This is a genomic window from Rathayibacter sp. VKM Ac-2835 (assembly GCF_013266705.1).
GTDB lineage: Bacteria > Actinomycetota > Actinomycetes > Actinomycetales > Microbacteriaceae > Rathayibacter.
Genome location: NZ_JABSNQ010000001.1, coordinates 654,753 through 670,538, shown reverse-complemented (window position 1 = coordinate 670,538; position 15,786 = coordinate 654,753). Strand labels below are relative to the sequence as shown.

Here is a 15,786-nt window from a genome sequence, read left to right as displayed (position 1 = left end):
TGAAGCGACTATTCTGGCGGGTGACGTGCGCCGGAGAGAACCCGGCGACATCCCCCATTAAACCCCGAGGAATCGAGAGATCGTGTCCCAGGCCGTCCAGGTCTCCGCAGATTCAGAGGCGCACGCCGACGCTGCGCCGCGCGAGGTCCCGCGCCTGCTCGCCGTGCACGCCCACCCGGACGACGAGTCCAGCAAGGGCGCCGCGACCCTCGCCTCCTACGCCGACCGCGGCGCCGAGGTCATGGTCGTCTCCTGCACGGGCGGCGAGGCCGGCTCGATCCTGAACGAGGCGCTCTCGGCCCGGGCTCACGCCGAGCGCGACATGGGCGGCCTCCGCCGCTACGAGATGGCCGCCGCTCAGCGGGCGCTCGGCGTCGAGCACGCCTGGCTCGGCTTCGTCGACTCCGGGATGCCCGAGGACGGCGCCGTCGCCGCGGACTCCTTCGCCGGCCTGCCGCTGCCGACCGCGGCCGCGCCGCTGGTGCGGCTCGTCCGCCGCTTCCGCCCGCACGTGATCATCAGCTACGACGAGAACGGCGGCTACCCGCACCCGGACCACATCCGGGCGCACCAGGTCGCGGTCGAGGCCTTCCGCGCCGCGGGCGAGGCCGACGAGTACCCCGGCACCGGCGCCGCCTGGTCCGTCTCGAAGCTCTACTACGACCGCGTCTTCAGCTCGCAGAAGCTGCGCGCGATCGCCGAGCACATCCGCTCGATCGACCCGGAGGACCCGCTGCTCGCCTCGTTCGAGGAGATGAAGCGCTGGAACGAGGAGATGCCCTACCTCGCCACCACGAAGATCGTCGTCTCCGGCTTCCACGACCGCCGCGACGCGGCCCTGCTCGCGCACGCGAGCCAGGTCGCTCCCGACAACAAGTTCTTCTTCCTCCCGCACTCGGCGATCGACGCCGCGTGGCCGACCGACGACTTCCAGCTCGTGCAGAGCCGGGTCGACGCGCCGACGCCCGAGACCGACCTCTTCGCCGGGATCGACGTCGCGCTGCCGGCCGACTCCGCCGCCGCTGAAGACGCCGCCCCCGTCCCCGAGGAGCAGACCGCATGATCGCCGCGACCGTGCTCGAGGCCGCTCACTTCGCGCTGATCCGCGCCGCCGAGGCGACGCCCGTGCCGACGACCGCGCCGGAGTTCAACGAGGACACGGTGACGCCCGGCCTGTTCGGCTTCATCACCATGTTCGTGATCGCGCTCGCCGCGGTCCTCCTGGCGCTCGACATGGTGCGCCGGGTGCGCCGGACGACCTACCGCGCCCAGGTGAACGAGCAGCTCGACGCCGAGGAGCGCGAGAGCGCGGACGGCGCCGCGGGGCGCTGAGCCCGCCGCGCTCAGCCGACGTTGTAGGTCGGGTGCAGGCAGACGATCAGCGCCGCCGTCCAGTGGCAGAGGAAGGCCACCGCAGTCAGCGCGTGGAAGATCTCGTGGAAGCCGAAGACTCCGGGCAGCGGATTGGGCCGCTTGATCCCGTAGATCACCGCGCCGACGGAGTAGCAGAGGCCGCCGACCAGGACGAGCACCATCATCGCCGCGCTCGCCTCGAACAGCGGTCCGAGATACATCACGGCCGCCCAGCCCAGCAGCAGGTAGAGCGGCACGTAGAGCCAGCGCGGCGCGGAGATCCAGAACACCCGGAAGCCGATCCCGAGCAGCGCCCCCGCCCAGACCAGCACGAGCAGCAGCGACCCCTGCGCGGGCGGCAGGGCGAGCGCGGCGAGCGGCGTGTAGGTGCCGGCGATCAGCAGGAAGATGTTCGCGTGGTCGATCCGCTTGAGGATCATCTTGGTCCGCGGCGACCAGTCGAAGCGGTGGTAGAGCGCGGAGTTGCCGAAGAGCAGCAGCGACGAGACGGCGAACACGGTGGCCGCCCACTTCGCCGGAGCGCCGTCGGCGACGCTGACCAGGACGATGCCCGCCGCGATCGCCAGGGGGAACAGGCCGGCGTGGATCCAGCCGCGCCAGGTCGGTCGCGCCTCCGTCGCCGGGCCGTGCTCGATCTCGTCCTCGACGAGCGGCAGGGCGGGCAGCGGCGGATGCGCCGCGTCGTCCTGGGCCAGGGCGCGCGCGTCCGGATCGGGCGTGGGGGAGGTCGGCCGCTGGCTCATACGGACGAGGATACGACCCGCCGCCCCGCACGGACCCGGAGACGACGCTCGGACGGGTGAGCGGCCGAGGTCCGCTGACCGGTCCCGTCTTCGACTACCGTGGCAGGGTGCCGAAGCCGAGACTGCCTGTGGGAAGGGACCTCCTCTACGGCGTCTACAAGAAGCGCCTGCGCTCGAGTCTCGAGGGCGCCGCGCTGCCGAACCACGTCGCGATGATCATCGACGGCAACCGCCGCTGGGCCCGCCAGCGCGCGCTGGAGACGGCCGCGCACGGTCACCGGGCGGGCGCTGCGAAGGTGCACGAGTTCCTGCAGTGGTGCGACGAGCTCGGCGTCCGGCACGTCACCCTCTACCTGCTCTCGCAGGACAACCTGGTCGGCCGGGACAGCTCCGAGCTGACCGAGCTGATCGCGATCATCGCCGACCTCGCCGAGGAGGTCTCGCAGCAGCCCGAGTGGCGGGTGCAGCACGTGGGCTCCGACGACGGGCTGCCGGAGTCGCTCGTGACGGCGCTCGACCGCGCGGAGGAGCGCACCGCCGCGCACACCGGCCTGCACGTGAACCTCGCGGTCGGCTACGGCGGACGGCACGAGATCGCGCAGGCGGTCCGCAGCATCCTGGACGAGCACGGCAAGCGCGGCTCGTCGATCGAGGACGTCGCGGGGCTGCTCACTCCCGAGCTGATCGGCGAGCACCTCTACACCAGCGGGCAGCCCGACCCGGATCTCGTGATCCGCACCTCGGGCGAGCAGCGGCTCTCCGACTTCATGCTCTGGCAGAGCGCGCACAGCGAGTTCTACTTCATGGAGGCGCTCGGGCCCGACATCCGCGAGGTCGACTTCCTCCGGGCGCTGCGCGACTACGCCGGCCGGCACCGCCGCTTCGGCAGCTGAGCTGCCCTCCCGCGCGCGCTGTTCACATAGCCGTTACACGTTCGTCTCGGCAAGAACCACACGGCTGTCATTTCCGGGATTAGGTTCGGATCATCAGGTGACGCACCTGGTCGAGTCGGCCACAGAAGTACGGCTCGAAGACCTGCCAGTGAAGGAACTGAGCGGTGCTGACACGCACCACCGGCCGACTCGCAATCCTCTGAAGTGAGTCGGGGGCTCCGGCCCCCGGAATGTGGAGAGTCGACGTGACAGTTCCCCAGGGTACGGATCCGCAGAACGGCACGCAGGGCGCGGTCCACCGCCGCGCGCAGCACGGCGCCTCGGATCGCACCGAGCAGCTCCAGCGCACCTACGTCCTCGACACCTCGGTGCTGCTGTCGGATCCCTCCTCGATGTTCCGCTTCGCGGAGCACGCCGTCGTCCTGCCGATCGTCGTGATCAGCGAGCTCGAGGGCAAGCGCAACGACCCCGAGATCGGCTACTTCGCCCGCCAGGCGCTGCGGCACCTCGACGAGCTGCGGGTCAAGCACGAGCGGCTCGACTTCCCGATCCGGGTCGGCCGGGGCGGGACCCTCCGCGTCGAGCTGAACCACTCGAACATGTCGGTGCTCCCCAGCGGGCTGCAGCTCGGCGACAACGACTCGCGGATCCTCGCCGTGGCGATGAACCTGCAGAGCGAGGGCGCCCTCGTCACCGTCGTGTCGAAGGACATGCCGATGCGCGTGAAGGCCGCCTCGATCGGCCTCGCCGCCGAGGAGTACCTCGCCGAGCTGGCCCCCGAGTCGGGCTGGACGGGCATGGACGACGTCACCCTCCGGGGCGACCAGATGAGCGAGCTGTACGACCGCGAGCGGCTCTTCACCGACGAGGTCGCCGACATCCCGATCAACACCGGGCTGGTCGTGCACTCGGACCGCGGCTCCGCGCTCGCCCGGGTGACCGGCAAGCGCCAGATCACGCTCGTGCGCGGCGACAAGGACGTCTTCGGGCTGCACGGCCGCTCGGCGGAGCAGCGGCTCGCGATCGATCTGCTGCTCGACCAGGAGGTGGGCATCGTCTCGCTCGGCGGCCGGGCCGGCACCGGCAAGTCGGCGCTCGCCCTCTGCGCCGGTCTCGAGGCCGTGCTGGAGAAGCGCCAGCACAAGAAGATCATGGTGTTCCGGCCGCTCTACGCGGTCGGCGGCCAGGACCTGGGCTTCCTGCCGGGCGACGCCGCGGAGAAGATGAACCCCTGGGCCCAGGCGGTCTTCGACACCCTCGGCGCGCTGGTCTCGCAGAACGTGCTCGACGAGGTGATCGAGCGCGGGATGCTCGAGGTGCTGCCGCTGACGCACATCCGCGGCCGCTCGCTGCACGACGCGTTCGTGATCGTGGACGAGGCGCAGTCGCTCGAGCGCAACGTGCTGCTGACGGTGCTGTCCCGGGTCGGCCAGAACTCGCGGGTGGTGCTCACGCACGACGTCGCCCAGCGCGACAACCTGCGCGTCGGCCGCTACGACGGCGTCGCCTCGGTGATCGAGACGCTCAAGGGGCACCCGCTGTTCGCCCACGTGACGCTGACCCGCTCGGAGCGCTCGGCGATCGCGGCGCTCGTCACCGAGATGCTGGAGTCGAACGAGTCGGCCTGATCCGCCCTGCCGGAGGCGCGCGTCTGAGCGACCTCCGGCTCGGGGAACCCGCTCCGGCTCGCCGGCATCGCCGGTTCCCGCGAGCCGGGGGTCGTTCTGCGTGCCGGAGGTGCTCCGGGGCAGGGTGCTCCACGACCGGGACGCGTAGCGTGGGGCGGGTGAGCATCCTCGACGACGCGCTCCTCGAGCGCTTCCGCCTCCGCGCGGCCGACTACGACGCGCGCAACGTCTTCTTCGCCGAGGACCTCGAGGAGCTGAAGGCCGTCGGCTACCTGACGATGCTCGTCCCGGAGGAGCTCGGCGGCGGCGGGCTCGGTCTCGAGCAGGCGACGGCCGAGCACACCCGGCTGGCGACCGCTGCTCCCGCCACCGCGCTGGCGACGACGATGCACCTGGTCTGGACCGGGATCGCGAAGGCTCTGCGCGCCCGCGGCGACGCCTCTCTCGAGCACGTGCTCATCGACGCGGCCGCCGGGCACGTCTTCGCCTTCGGCAACAGCGAGCCCGGCAACGACCTCGTGCTCTCGGACTCGCTGACGCGCGCCGAGCCGCTGGGCGACGGCGGCTACCGCTTCACCGGCACCAAGATCTTCACCTCGCTCTCGCCGGCCTGGACGCGCCTGGGCGTCTTCGGCCGCGACGACAGCGGGCCGGAACCGCGGCTCGTGCACGGCTTCGTCGACCGTCCGTCGCCGGACGCGCCGGTGCCGGGACTCACCGTGCACGACGACTGGGACACCCTCGGGATGCGCGCGACCCAGAGCCGCACCACGGTGCTCGACGGCGTCGAGGTGCCGGCTGCGCGGATGTTCCGCTCGCTGCCGGTCGGCCCGACGGCGGACCCGCTGGTCTTCGCGATCTTCGCCGACTTCGAGCTGCTGATCGCCTCGGTCTATCTCGGGGTCGCCCAGCGCGCCCTCGACCTCGGCGTGGCGTCGGCGCGGAAGCGGACCTCGCTCCGGGCGGGCGGACGACCGCTGTCCGAGGACCCGGACATCCGCTGGCGCCTCGCGGACGCGGCGATCCTGCTCGACGGGCTGCGGGCTCCGCTCGCGAGCGCGGCGGCCGACGTCGACGCGCTCGTGGACCGCGGGGCCGCCTGGTTCCCGCCGCTCGTCGGCGTGAAGATCCGCACCACGGAGGCGGCCCTGCGCATCGTCGAGAGCGCCGTCCGCGTCTCGGGCGGCTCGTCCTACCGCCGCGACTCCGAGCTCTCGCGGCTCTACCGGGACGTGCTCGCGGGGCTCTTCCACCCCTCGGACGACGAGTCCGCGCACGGGCTCTTCGCGAACGCGCTGCTCGGGCCGGTGCCGCCGCGGGAGTGAGGCGCACGCTCGCCGCCTGTGGAGAACTCCGGCGGGGGCGGGCCGATCCGCTCTAGGGTCTCCGGATGGATCGCCTCCGCGACCTCCCGGCAGCGCTCGGCGCGGCGGTCCTGCTCGGCGCGATCGGACTCACCCGCGTCGAGGGGCGTCCGGTGCTGGTCGTCCTCGTGGTCGCTGCGGCGACGGTGCCGCTCGTCCTCGCGGATGTGCGCGAGCGGCGTCTGCCGAACGCGCTGACGGGGCCGATCCTGCTGGCGGGGCTCGCGACCACGGTCGGCGGGGCGCTCGCCGGCCGGATGCCGGGGGAGCTGCCCGCCGTGCTCCTCACGGCCCTCGCGCTCGGGGTGCTGCATCTCGCCGGCGGGCTGGGGCTGGGGGATGTGAAGCTCGGGACGGGGCTGGCCCTCCCGCTCGCGGCGGTCGATCCGGCGCTCGCCCTCCAGGCGCCGGTGCTCGCGTTCGTCCTCGCCGGGGCGTGGAGTCTGCCGTCGGCGCTGCGGGGCGGGGGAGAGCGGATCCCGTTCGGGCCGTTCCAGCTCGCCGGGTTCTGGGTCGTGCTCGCCGGGCTGTGACGGGCGAGCCTCGGACGCTGGTCCGCACGTTCGTGGAGGTGTAGACCGGGTGCCGAGCGAGGAGGCGGACGTGGCGCACGGCGACGGAGACGACGGGGTGGCCGGCGGGAACGCGACACCGGAGCGGCGGACGACCTGCGCGATCGTGGGCGGCGGTCCGGCGGGGCTGGTGCTCGGTCTGCTGCTGGCGCGGGCCGGCGTCGAGGTGACGGTGCTGGAGAAGCACGCCGACTTCCTCCGCGACTTCCGCGGTGACACGGTGCACCCGACGACGCTGGGGCTGCTCGAGGACCTCGGCCTCCTCGACCGGTTCGAGGCGATCCGGCACTCGCGGGTGGAGCGCGTGACGATCCCGGGCCGCGACGGACGCGACGTGGTGATCGCGGACTTCGCGCGGTTGCCGGTGCGCCACCCGTACGTCGCGATGGTGCCGCAGTGGGACCTGCTCGCTCTTCTCTCCGAGGCCGCGCAGACCGAGCGCGGCTTCACGCTGCTCACCGAGCACGAGGTCACCGGAGTCGTCCGCGAGGGCGGGCGGGTCGTCGGCGTCGAGTACCGCTCGCCGGCCGGGGAGGGACGGCTGCTCGCCGATCTGACCGTCGCCTGCGACGGCCGCTGGTCGGCGGTGCGCCGGGCGGTCGGGCTGCGGGTGCACGCGCTGCCGGTCGGCTTCGACGTCTGGTGGTACCGCCTGCCGACGGCGCGGGCGGTGGGCGAGTCGCTCCTGCCGCGGATCGGGCGCGGGCGGGTGGCGATCGCGATCCCGCGCGACGGCTACCTGCAGATCGCGCGGCTGGGTCTGAAAGGCACCGACGCGGCGGTGCGGGAGCGGGGGATCGAGGCGTTCCGGGCGGAGGCGGCCGAGCTGCTCCCCGAGGTCGCCGAGGACATGGCGGGGATCGGGTCGATGGACGACGTGAAGCACCTCGACGTCCGGCTCGAGCGGCTGCCGCGCTGGCACGCTCCGGGAGTGCTCTGCCTCGGCGACGCGGCGCACGCGATGTCGCCGGTGGGCGGGGTCGGCATCAACCTGGCCGTGCAGGACGCGGTGGCGGCCGCGCGACTGCTGGCGGGGCCGCTGCGCCGCGGCGTGCTGCGGACGGCGGCGGGCGAACGGGTGCTCGCGCAGGTGCAGCGCCGGCGCGCGCTGCCCGCGGTGCTGATCCAGTCGCTGCAGGTGGTCCTGCACGCGCGCCTGATCCTGCCGGCGCTGGCCGGGCGGCTCTCGGGACCGCCGCGGGCGCTCGCGGCGCTGCTCCGGCTGCTGCCCGGGCTCGCCGTCGTGCCGGCGGCGCTGGTCGGCATCGGTCCCCGGCCCGAGCGCGCGCCGTCGTGGGCGCGGCGGCCGGCCGCGCGCTGACGGCCGGCGTCCCGGCTGCGGTGGTCTCGATACGCCCCTGCGGGGCTACTCGACCAGCATGCGCGGGCGCCCATCGCGCGACGGCTGACCCTTCATGCTGATCGAGTGGCCCGCGGAGCGGGCGTATCGAGATCCACCGGCATCAGGACGTGAGTCTGCAGACCCGCCCTGCTGAGCACGGTGGGTCTCGATGCGCCCCTGCGGGGCCACTCGACCAGCGTGGAGGCGGGGCTCAGCCCGGGCGGGTCATCGACATGACGTCGAGGGCGCTGTCCAGCTGCGCCTCCGTCACCTCGCCGCGCTCGACGAAGCCGAGGTCGACGACGGACTCGCGGACGGTGATGCCCTTCGCGACCGAGTTCTTCGCGACCTTGGCGGCGGCCTCGTAGCCGATCACCTTGTTCAGCGGCGTGACGATCGAGGGCGAGGACTCGGCGAGGGCGCGCGCGTGCTCGACATTGGCCTCGAGGCCGTCGATCGTCTTGTCGGCGAGCAGGGTCGCGGAGGCGGTGAGCAGGCGGATCGACTCGAGCAGCGCGGTGCCCATCACGGGGATGGCCACGTTGAGCTCGAAGGCGCCGGAGGCGCCGGCCCAGGCGATGGTCGCGTCGTTTCCGATCACGCGGGCGCAGACCATCAGGACCGCCTCCGGGATCACCGGGTTCACCTTGCCGGGCATGATCGACGAGCCGGGCTGGAGGTCCGGGATGCTCAGCTCGCCCAGACCGGTGTTCGGGCCGGAGCCCATCCAGCGCAGGTCGTTGTTGATCTTGGTCAGGCTGACCGCGAGCACGCGGAGCGCACCGGACGCCTCGACGAGCGAGTCGCGGGCGCCCTGCGCCTCGAAGTGGTTGCGCGCCTCGGTGACGGGCAGGCCGGTCTCCTCGGCGAGGCGGGCGATGACCTTCGCCGGGAAGCCGGCGGGCGTGTTGATGCCGGTGCCGACGGCGGTGCCGCCGAGCGGGACCTCCGCGACGCGGGGGAGGGCGGACTGCACGCGCTCGATGCCGAGGCGGATCTGCGCGGCGTAGCCGCCGAACTCCTGGCCGAGGGTGACGGGCGTCGCGTCCATCAGGTGCGTGCGGCCGGCCTTGACGACCTCGGCCCACAGCTCGGCCTTCGTCTCGAGGGCCTCGGCGAGGTGCTCGAGAGAGGGAACCAGGTCCTGGATCAGCGCGCCCGTCACGGCGACGTGCACCGAGGTGGGGAAGACGTCGTTCGAGGACTGCGAGGCGTTGACGTGGTCGTTCGGGTGCACCGTGCGGCCGAGCGCGGTGGTCGCGAGGGTGGCGAGCACCTCGTTCATGTTCATGTTCGACGACGTGCCGGAGCCGGTCTGGTACACGTCGATCGGGAAGTGCTCGCCGTAGCCGCCGCCGACGACCAGGTCGGCCGCGTCGGCGATCGAGCGGGCGATCTCGCCGTCGAGGACGCCGAGGTCCGCGTTCACGAGGGCCGCGGCCTTCTTGATCCGGGCGAGGGCCGCGATCTGGGCGGGCTCGAGGCCGGCGCCGGAGATCGGGAAGTTCTCGACCGCGCGCTGCGTCTGCGCGGCGTAGAGCGCGTCGCGCGGGACGCGGACCTCGCCCATCGTGTCGTGCTCGATGCGGAAGGCGTCGGTCGCGCCGGAGTCGGTCGGGGAGGTGTCCACCACGCTGTGTTCGTCCTGTTCTGTTCGGTTCATCGGTTCGGTGAGGTCGGGTCGGTCGTCCGCGGCCGGCTACTCGGCGGCCGGAGCGGTCGCGTCGGGGCTCGAGACGCTCTGGAGCGGGCTCGAAGTGCGCTCCTGCTCGGAGCGGTAGGGGCTCATCTGCGGCGGGTCGATGCCGAGGACCACGTCGGAGTCGACGGTGCCGTCGGACAGGCGGTAGTTGGCGCCGACGACGGCGAGCTCTCCCGCGGCGACCGCGTCGGCGATGAGCGGGGAGCGCTGCAGCAGCTCGGCGACGGTGTCGCGGAGGTGCTCGCGGCCGACCGCGAGGGTGTCGGTCGTGGACGGGTCGACGAGGACGCGGCCGTCGGGCTGCGGGCCGACGATGCGGCGGACGGCCGGGATGATCGGCTCGATCAGGTGCTCGATGTGCGGGGGGAGCCGCTCGGCGCCGGGCGCCTGCGACTGGATCGCGGCCTTCACCGCTCCGCACTCGTCGTGGCCGAGGACGAGGATCAGCTTCACGCCGAGCACGGCGACGCCGTACTCGAGCGAGCCGATGATCGAGTCGGCGATGACCTGGCCGGCGTTGCGGACCACGAAGAGGTCGCCGAGGCCGAGGTCGAAGATGATCTCGGCGGCGAGACGGGAGTCGCTGCAGCCGAAGAGCGCGGCGAGCGGCTTCTGCTCGGCGGCGAGCTCGTTGCGGCGCTCGACGTCCTGGCGGGGATGGCGGGGCTCACCGGCGACGAAGCGCTGGTTGCCGCGCAGCATCTCCTTCCAGACCCACGACGGCGGGCGCGATTCGCGCGCGACGGCGATGCTCTGCGGGACCTCGTGCTGGGGGCTCGACGGATCGAAGCTCAACGGGACTCCTCCTGGCCGATCTGCGGGGTGATGGCGTCGACGACCTGGCGGATCTCGTCCGTCGGCGCCGTGCCGTAGACGAGGTAGGTGCTGCCACCGGCCGTCGTCTCGAGAGCGTAGGGGCTGTTGCCGGTCTCGCCCGCCCCGTCGCGGTGGTCGTAGACCGTCCACTCGCGGCCGTCGATCTGCTCGACGCCCGTCGCGGCGGCGCTGTCGAGCTGGCCGGAGACCCAGCGCTCGTCGGCGTCGAAGCCCTGGCTGACGCCGATGTAGCCGTTCTTCGGCGTGATCAGGCCGACGTACCAGTACTCGACGCCGGCGTCCTCGCGCAGCTCGGCCGCGTTCGAGGACCAGGAGTCGGGCATGTCGGGCGCGGCGAGCGTCTCGCTCTCGCCGAGCTGGAACTGGGCGGCGACCGCCGGCACGTCGACCGGGTCGCGCACGGTGCCCTCGCCCCGGGGGACGATCAGGACGATCAGCGCGACCACGCCGACCGTCGCGAGCAGCGAGAAGACGAGGTTGTTGACGGTCTTGCGCTGGCGGTAGAGCCGGCTGTTCTCGGCTTTGCGGGCCGCGGTCTCGGCGGCGGTCTCGGGCCGGCCGAGCTCGGCGACGACGCGGGGCGGCTTCTGGCGGCTCATCCGGCGCTCGGTCCGCCGGCGGCCGACCCGCCCGAGCGGGCGGCGTCGAGCCGGGCGCGCGCGCCGATCAGCCACTCCTCGCAGCGGGCCGCGAGCGCCTCGCCGCGCTCCCAGAGGGCGAGCGAGCGCTCGAGGGTGGAGCTGCCCTGCTCGAGCTCGGAGACGACGCGGACGAGCTCGTCGCGCGCCTGCTCGTAGCTGAAGCCCGAGACGTCGCTCTCGCCGGACGGGGCGGGGTCGCTCGACTGCACGGCGGGGGAGTCGGTGCGGGCGTCGGCCATGGGGGTGATCCTATCGATCGGGGCTGCGAGGAGGGGCGCGGGAGGGTGGGTGCGGGCTGCTCAGCCGCGGCCGGCGGGATCGGCCGCGGGGCCGGTCGAGCGGGCGGCGACGGCGCCCTCGGCGAGCGTGAGCACGAGCGCCTCGCCCTCCGCCGCGTCCTGCGGCGCGCGGACCACGTGGCCGGCGCCGTTCTGCACGATCGCGTAGCCCCGGTCGAGGGTGTGCTGCGGCGAGAGAGCGCGGAGGTGCCCGTGCAGGCGCTCGACCTCGAGGTGGGCGCGCTCGATCCGCCGCTCGACCAGCTCCGCGCCGCGGGCGACCCAGCGGGTCAGCTCTTCCGAGCGCTGGTCGACGAGGACGCGGGGCTGCGCGAGGACCGGCCGGGAGCGCAGCTGCGAGAGGCGGTCGATCTCGTGCGAGACGAGCCCGCTGACCCTGGTGGTCATCCGCAGGCGCGCCTGCTGGACCCGGAGCAGCTCGTCGGAGACGTCCGGGACGACCCGCTTCGCCGCGTCGGTCGGGGTGGAGGCACGGAGGTCGGCGACGTCGTCGAGCAGCGGGCGGTCGGCCTCGTGCCCGATGGCGCTGACCACGGGCGTGGCGCAGGCGGCGACCGCGCGCACCAGCGACTCGTCGCTGAAGCCGAGCAGGTTCTGGAAGTCGCCGCCGCCCCGGGCGATCACGATCACGTCGATGCTCGCGTCGGCGTCGAGGGTGCGCAGGGCCGAGGTCACCTCGGACACCGTGCGCTCGCCCTGCACGGCGGCGTGCACCACCCGGAAGCGGACGGCCGGCCAGCGCAGCTGGGCGTTGCGGAGGACGTCCTTCTCGGCATCGGAGTCCTTGCCGGTGATCAGGCCGATGCCGTGCGGGAGGAAGGGCAGCCGCTTCTTGCGCGCGGGCTCGAACAGACCCTCCGAGGCGAGCTGCCGGCGCAGGCGCTCGAGCTTCTCGAGCAGGTCGCCGAGACCGACGTGCCGCATCTCGAACACCTGCATCGAGAGCGTGCCGCCCTTGACCCAGTAGTTCGGCTTGACCAGCGCGATCACCCGGTCGCCCTGCTTGAGGTCCGCCGGGAGGCGGGCCCGGACCGAGGACCAGACGGTGAAGCCGACCGTCGCGTCGCCGGAGAGGTCCTTGAGCTTGCCGTAGACGTTGCCGCCGGAGACGCCCCACTGGGTGATCTCGCCCTCGACCCATGCCGTGCCGAGGCGCTCGATCCAGCCCTTGATCTTGCTCGCGAGCAGACCGACCGGCCAGGGAGCATCGGCGGTGGGAGGGGCGTCTGTCATCGGTGCCTTCGCGGGAGCGGGCGGGCGGGGGGAGCGGGTGGCGGACCCGCGACGACAACGGTACGGGATGCCTCCGACACCTCGGCGGCGTCGGCGCCGGGGGGCGCGCGGAGGCGTCCGCCGACCGGTCGGCACCGGATCCGGCTCATCCGCGGGGAGCACAGGATGCACCGCGTAGAATCGCGGGGTGAGTGAAGCCCCGATCAGCCTGCCCATGCCGCGCATGCCCCGCGCTACCGGGCGCCTGCGCGACGAGCCCGTCGACGGAGCCAAGCGAGTGCTCCTCGCCGCTCCCCGCGGCTACTGCGCCGGCGTCGACCGCGCGGTCGTCGCCGTCGAGAAGGCCATCGAGCACTACGGCGCCCCCGTCTACGTCCGCAAGCAGATCGTGCACAACGTGCACGTCGTCTCGACGCTCGAGAGCCAGGGCGCGATCTTCGTCGAGGAGGTCGACGAGGTCCCCGAGGGCTCGCACATCGTCTTCAGCGCCCACGGCGTCTCGCCGGCAGTCGTGCAGGGCGCGGCGGACCGCAACCTCCAGGCGATCGACGCGACCTGCCCGCTCGTCACGAAGGTGCACCGCGAGGCCGTCCGCTTCGCGCGCGACGACTTCGAGATCCTCCTGATCGGCCACGAGGGGCACGAGGAGGTCGAGGGCACCGCGGGCGAGGCCCCCGATCACGTCACCCTGGTCGGCAGCCCCGACGACGTCCCGAACATCGTGGTGAAGGACCCGGACAAGGTCGTCTGGCTCTCGCAGACCACGCTCTCGGTCGACGAGACGATGGAGACGGTCCGCCGCCTCCGCGAGCGCTTCCCGAACCTGCAGAACCCGCCGAGCGACGACATCTGCTACGCCACCCAGAACCGCCAGGTCGCGATCAAGAAGGTCGCCGAGCACGCGGAGTTGGTCATCGTGGTCGGGTCGGCCAACTCGTCCAACTCGGTCCGCCTCGTCGAGGTCGCCCTCGAGTACGGCGCCAAGGCCGCCTACCGGATCGACTACGCCAGCGAGATCAAGCAGGAGTGGCTCGACGGCATCCGCACCGTCGGCGTCACCAGCGGCGCCTCGGTGCCCGAGGTCCTCGTGCGCGAGGTGCTCGACGACCTCGCCGCCGCCGGCTACGGCGACGTCGAGGAGGTCAAGACGGCGGAGGAGGACCTGATGTTCTCGCTGCCGAAGGAGCTGCGCAAGGACGTCGCCGGCAAGCGCGACGCGCGCGGCGCCGGCGGTCGCGTCAGCGCTCCCGTCCGCGCCTGACGCTCCGCACGCCGAACGCGGAGAAGGCCGCCGCTCCCGAGGGAGGGCGGCCTTCTCGCGTGTGCGGGTGCTGCGGCTGGACGCTGCGGCTAGGCGTCGGTGCCGGTCCCGGCGGACATCCGCGAGACGTAGTCGGCGAAGGTCGGGTCGCCGAGGATCGCGATGGCGGCGACCGTCAGCGAGAGCACGACCGTCGCCGCGATGCCGAGGATCGGCACGAGGACGGCGCGCTTGCCGGCGCGGAGCCGGCGGACGGCGATCCAGACCGCGAACGCGACGATGAGCGCCTGCGCCAGCGCGACGACCAGTCCGAGGGTGCGGGCGAGCTCGGGCGAGGCGTAGGTGCCGATGCCCTGGCTCGTGTACAGCTCCGAGAGCGTGGTCGCGAAGCTCGACGGATCGAGCAGCGTCGGCACGGAGAAGAAGACGCCGAGCGCCAGCAGGATGATCGTGATCAGCCGGTCGACGGGGTGCGCCACGGTCTTCGCGGCCGGGGCGGTCGCGGGCCGCGGATCCGTCTCGGACCCTCGCGGGTCCGGGACGACGACGGCGTCCTCCGGAGGCGTCCACGACCAGCCGGGCGGCGCGTACTCGCCGTACTGCGGCTCCGGGCGCGGGGAGCCGCTCGGCTGGTCGTGTGCGTTCGTCACGGAGCGGTGCCCTACTTCCCGGAGTGGCCGGCGGAGCCGAGCTGGCGGGTGGCCTCGGCGACGCGGACGGCCATGGCGGACTCGGCGATCTTGCCCCACGAGCGCGGGTCGTAGACCTTCTTGTTGCCGACCTCGCCGTCGACCTTGAGGAAGCCGTCGTAGTTCTTCAGCACCGTGTCGGCGACCGAGCGGCTGAAGGCGTACTGGGTGTCGGTGTCGATGTTCATCTTCACGACGCCGTTGCGGACCGCCTCGGCGATCTCCTCGTCGGTCGAGCCGGAGCCGCCGTGGAAGACGAGGTCGAGCGGGAGCGCCTCGGTGCCGTACTTCTTCTGCAGGCCGTCCTGGATCTCGCGGAGCAGCTCGGGGCGCAGGCGCACGTTGCCGGGCTTGTAGACGCCGTGGACGTTGCCGAAGGTCAGCGCGGCCATGTAGCGGCCCTGCTCGCCGAAGCCGAGGGCCTCGACGGTCGCGATCGCGTCGTCGAGCGTGGTGTAGAGGTGCTCGTTGATGTCGTGCGAGACGCCGTCCTCCTCGCCGCCGACGACGCCGATCTCGACCTCGAGGATCGCATTGATCGCCTTCACGCGCGGCAGGATCTCCTGGGCGATCTTCAGGTTCTCGTCGAGGGGCACGGCCGAGCCGTCCCACATGTGCGACTGGAAGAGCGGCTCGCGACCGGCCTTGACCTCCTCCTCGGAGGCGGCGATCAGCGGGTAGACGAAGCCCTCGAGCGCGTTCTGCGGGCAGTGGTCGGTGTGCAGCGCGACCGTGACCGGGTAGTTCTTGGCGACCTCGGTGGCGAACTTCGCGAAGGCGATCGCTCCGGCGGCGCGGTTCTTGACCGTGTGGCCGGCGAAGTAGTCGGCGCCTCCGGTCGTGACCTGGATGATGCCGTCCGAGCCGGCCTCGGACAGGCCCTGCAGCACCGAGTTGATGGTCTGCGAGGAGGAGACGTTGAACGCGGGGTACGCGAAGCCGCCCTTCTTCGCCTTGTCGAGCATCTCTGCGTACTGGTCCGGGGTAGCGACGGGCATGGCATCTCCTTTGACGGATGAACGGGAGGGGGTCGGGCGAGGCCCGCGTCGGCGTCGAGTCTAGCGAGGCGGCTGCGGGGCGTCCCCCGGGCGCGGGGCGGGCCTCGGATAGACTCCGCTCCGGGATGGGGATCCGCTCCGCGGGTCCTGCGACGACGCCGTCTGCACGAACTCGAACGCGAAGGACTCCGCGCTGTGACCGATATCGAC

Annotated in this window: 15 protein-coding genes and 1 pseudogene; 8 read left to right on the top strand and 8 right to left on the bottom strand. The window is 72.6% G+C overall.

Annotated features, from left to right (window positions below; all coding sequences use genetic code 11):
- Positions 1-82 precede the first annotated feature (82 nt).
- Both mca and HRK28_RS03060 read left to right on the top strand, forming a co-directional pair.
- Positions 83-1,063 (top strand): mycothiol conjugate amidase Mca, encoded by a 981-nt coding sequence (gene mca / locus HRK28_RS03065; protein ID WP_173250385.1) that lies wholly within the window; start codon positions 83-85, stop codon positions 1,061-1,063.
- Positions 1,060-1,332, top strand: a complete 273-nt coding sequence (locus tag HRK28_RS03060) for a hypothetical protein (RefSeq protein ID WP_173250384.1) — start codon at positions 1,060-1,062, stop codon at positions 1,330-1,332. Before mca ends, HRK28_RS03060 begins: the two co-directional genes overlap by 4 nt.
- A gap of 11 nt (positions 1,333-1,343) precedes the next feature.
- Here the strand turns inward: HRK28_RS03060 and HRK28_RS03055 are convergent, their stop codons facing one another.
- Positions 1,344-2,117, bottom strand: coding sequence for a hemolysin III family protein (locus HRK28_RS03055; RefSeq protein ID WP_173250383.1), 774 nt, complete (start codon positions 2,115-2,117; stop codon positions 1,344-1,346).
- Positions 2,118-2,245: 128 nt separating this feature from the next.
- On the opposite strand from HRK28_RS03055, the gene HRK28_RS03050 reads away from it, so the two are divergent.
- The 5 genes from HRK28_RS03050 (at position 2,246) to HRK28_RS03030 (ending at position 7,895) form a co-directional block, all read left to right on the top strand.
- Positions 2,246-3,010 carry an isoprenyl transferase gene (locus HRK28_RS03050; RefSeq protein WP_367948330.1) on the top strand — a complete coding sequence of 255 codons (765 nt, stop codon included), beginning with the start codon at positions 2,246-2,248 and terminating at the stop codon, positions 3,008-3,010.
- Between the two features lie 245 nt (positions 3,011-3,255).
- Positions 3,256-4,638: a PhoH family protein gene (locus HRK28_RS03045; RefSeq protein ID WP_244231803.1), complete on the top strand. Its 1,383-nt coding sequence runs from the start codon at positions 3,256-3,258 to the stop codon at positions 4,636-4,638.
- 149 nt (positions 4,639-4,787) lie between these two features.
- Positions 4,788-5,963: an acyl-CoA dehydrogenase gene (locus HRK28_RS03040; RefSeq protein WP_173250381.1), complete on the top strand. Its 1,176-nt coding sequence runs from the start codon at positions 4,788-4,790 to the stop codon at positions 5,961-5,963.
- 65 nt (positions 5,964-6,028) lie between these two features.
- Positions 6,029-6,535, top strand: a complete 507-nt coding sequence (locus HRK28_RS03035; protein WP_173250380.1) for a prepilin peptidase — start codon at positions 6,029-6,031, stop codon at positions 6,533-6,535.
- A 70-nt stretch (positions 6,536-6,605) separates the two neighbouring features.
- Positions 6,606-7,895: an FAD-dependent oxidoreductase gene (locus HRK28_RS03030; protein WP_367948329.1), complete on the top strand. Its 1,290-nt coding sequence runs from the start codon at positions 6,606-6,608 to the stop codon at positions 7,893-7,895.
- A gap of 232 nt (positions 7,896-8,127) precedes the next feature.
- Here HRK28_RS03030 and HRK28_RS03025 read toward each other — a convergent pair whose 3' ends face one another.
- From HRK28_RS03025 to xseA, 5 genes and pseudogenes are all read right to left on the bottom strand, one after another.
- Positions 8,128-9,549, bottom strand: coding sequence for an aspartate ammonia-lyase (locus HRK28_RS03025; RefSeq protein ID WP_244231805.1), 1,422 nt, complete (start codon positions 9,547-9,549; stop codon positions 8,128-8,130).
- Between the two features lie 66 nt (positions 9,550-9,615).
- Positions 9,616-10,320 (bottom strand): carbonic anhydrase, encoded by a 705-nt coding sequence (locus HRK28_RS03020; RefSeq protein WP_127888435.1) that lies wholly within the window; start codon positions 10,318-10,320, stop codon positions 9,616-9,618.
- 89 nt (positions 10,321-10,409) lie between these two features.
- The gene (locus HRK28_RS03015) at positions 10,410-11,054 is read right to left on the bottom strand and encodes a DUF4245 domain-containing protein (protein WP_160088236.1); all 645 of its coding nucleotides are present in this window, start codon (positions 11,052-11,054) and stop codon (positions 10,410-10,412) included.
- Entirely contained in the window at positions 11,051-11,335 is a 285-nt protein-coding gene (locus HRK28_RS03010) for an exodeoxyribonuclease VII small subunit (RefSeq protein WP_217274385.1), read from the bottom strand. The genes HRK28_RS03015 and HRK28_RS03010 overlap by 4 nt, the downstream gene beginning before the upstream one ends.
- Before the next feature lie 14 nt (positions 11,336-11,349).
- A pseudogene (gene xseA, locus HRK28_RS03005) lies at positions 11,350-12,628 on the bottom strand (exodeoxyribonuclease VII large subunit); the annotation flags it as partial.
- Between the two features lie 214 nt (positions 12,629-12,842).
- Between xseA and HRK28_RS03000 the strand changes: the two are divergent.
- Positions 12,843-13,889, top strand: coding sequence for a 4-hydroxy-3-methylbut-2-enyl diphosphate reductase (locus HRK28_RS03000; RefSeq protein ID WP_160091271.1), 1,047 nt, complete (start codon positions 12,843-12,845; stop codon positions 13,887-13,889).
- An 89-nt stretch (positions 13,890-13,978) separates the two neighbouring features.
- Here HRK28_RS03000 and HRK28_RS02995 read toward each other — a convergent pair whose 3' ends face one another.
- Positions 13,979-14,539, bottom strand: coding sequence for a DUF6264 family protein (locus HRK28_RS02995; RefSeq protein ID WP_173250379.1), 561 nt, complete (start codon positions 14,537-14,539; stop codon positions 13,979-13,981).
- A gap of 11 nt (positions 14,540-14,550) precedes the next feature.
- Positions 14,551-15,576, bottom strand: a complete 1,026-nt coding sequence (fbaA, locus tag HRK28_RS02990) for a class II fructose-bisphosphate aldolase (protein WP_123445424.1) — start codon at positions 15,574-15,576, stop codon at positions 14,551-14,553.
- Positions 15,577-15,786: the final 210 nt, after the last annotated feature.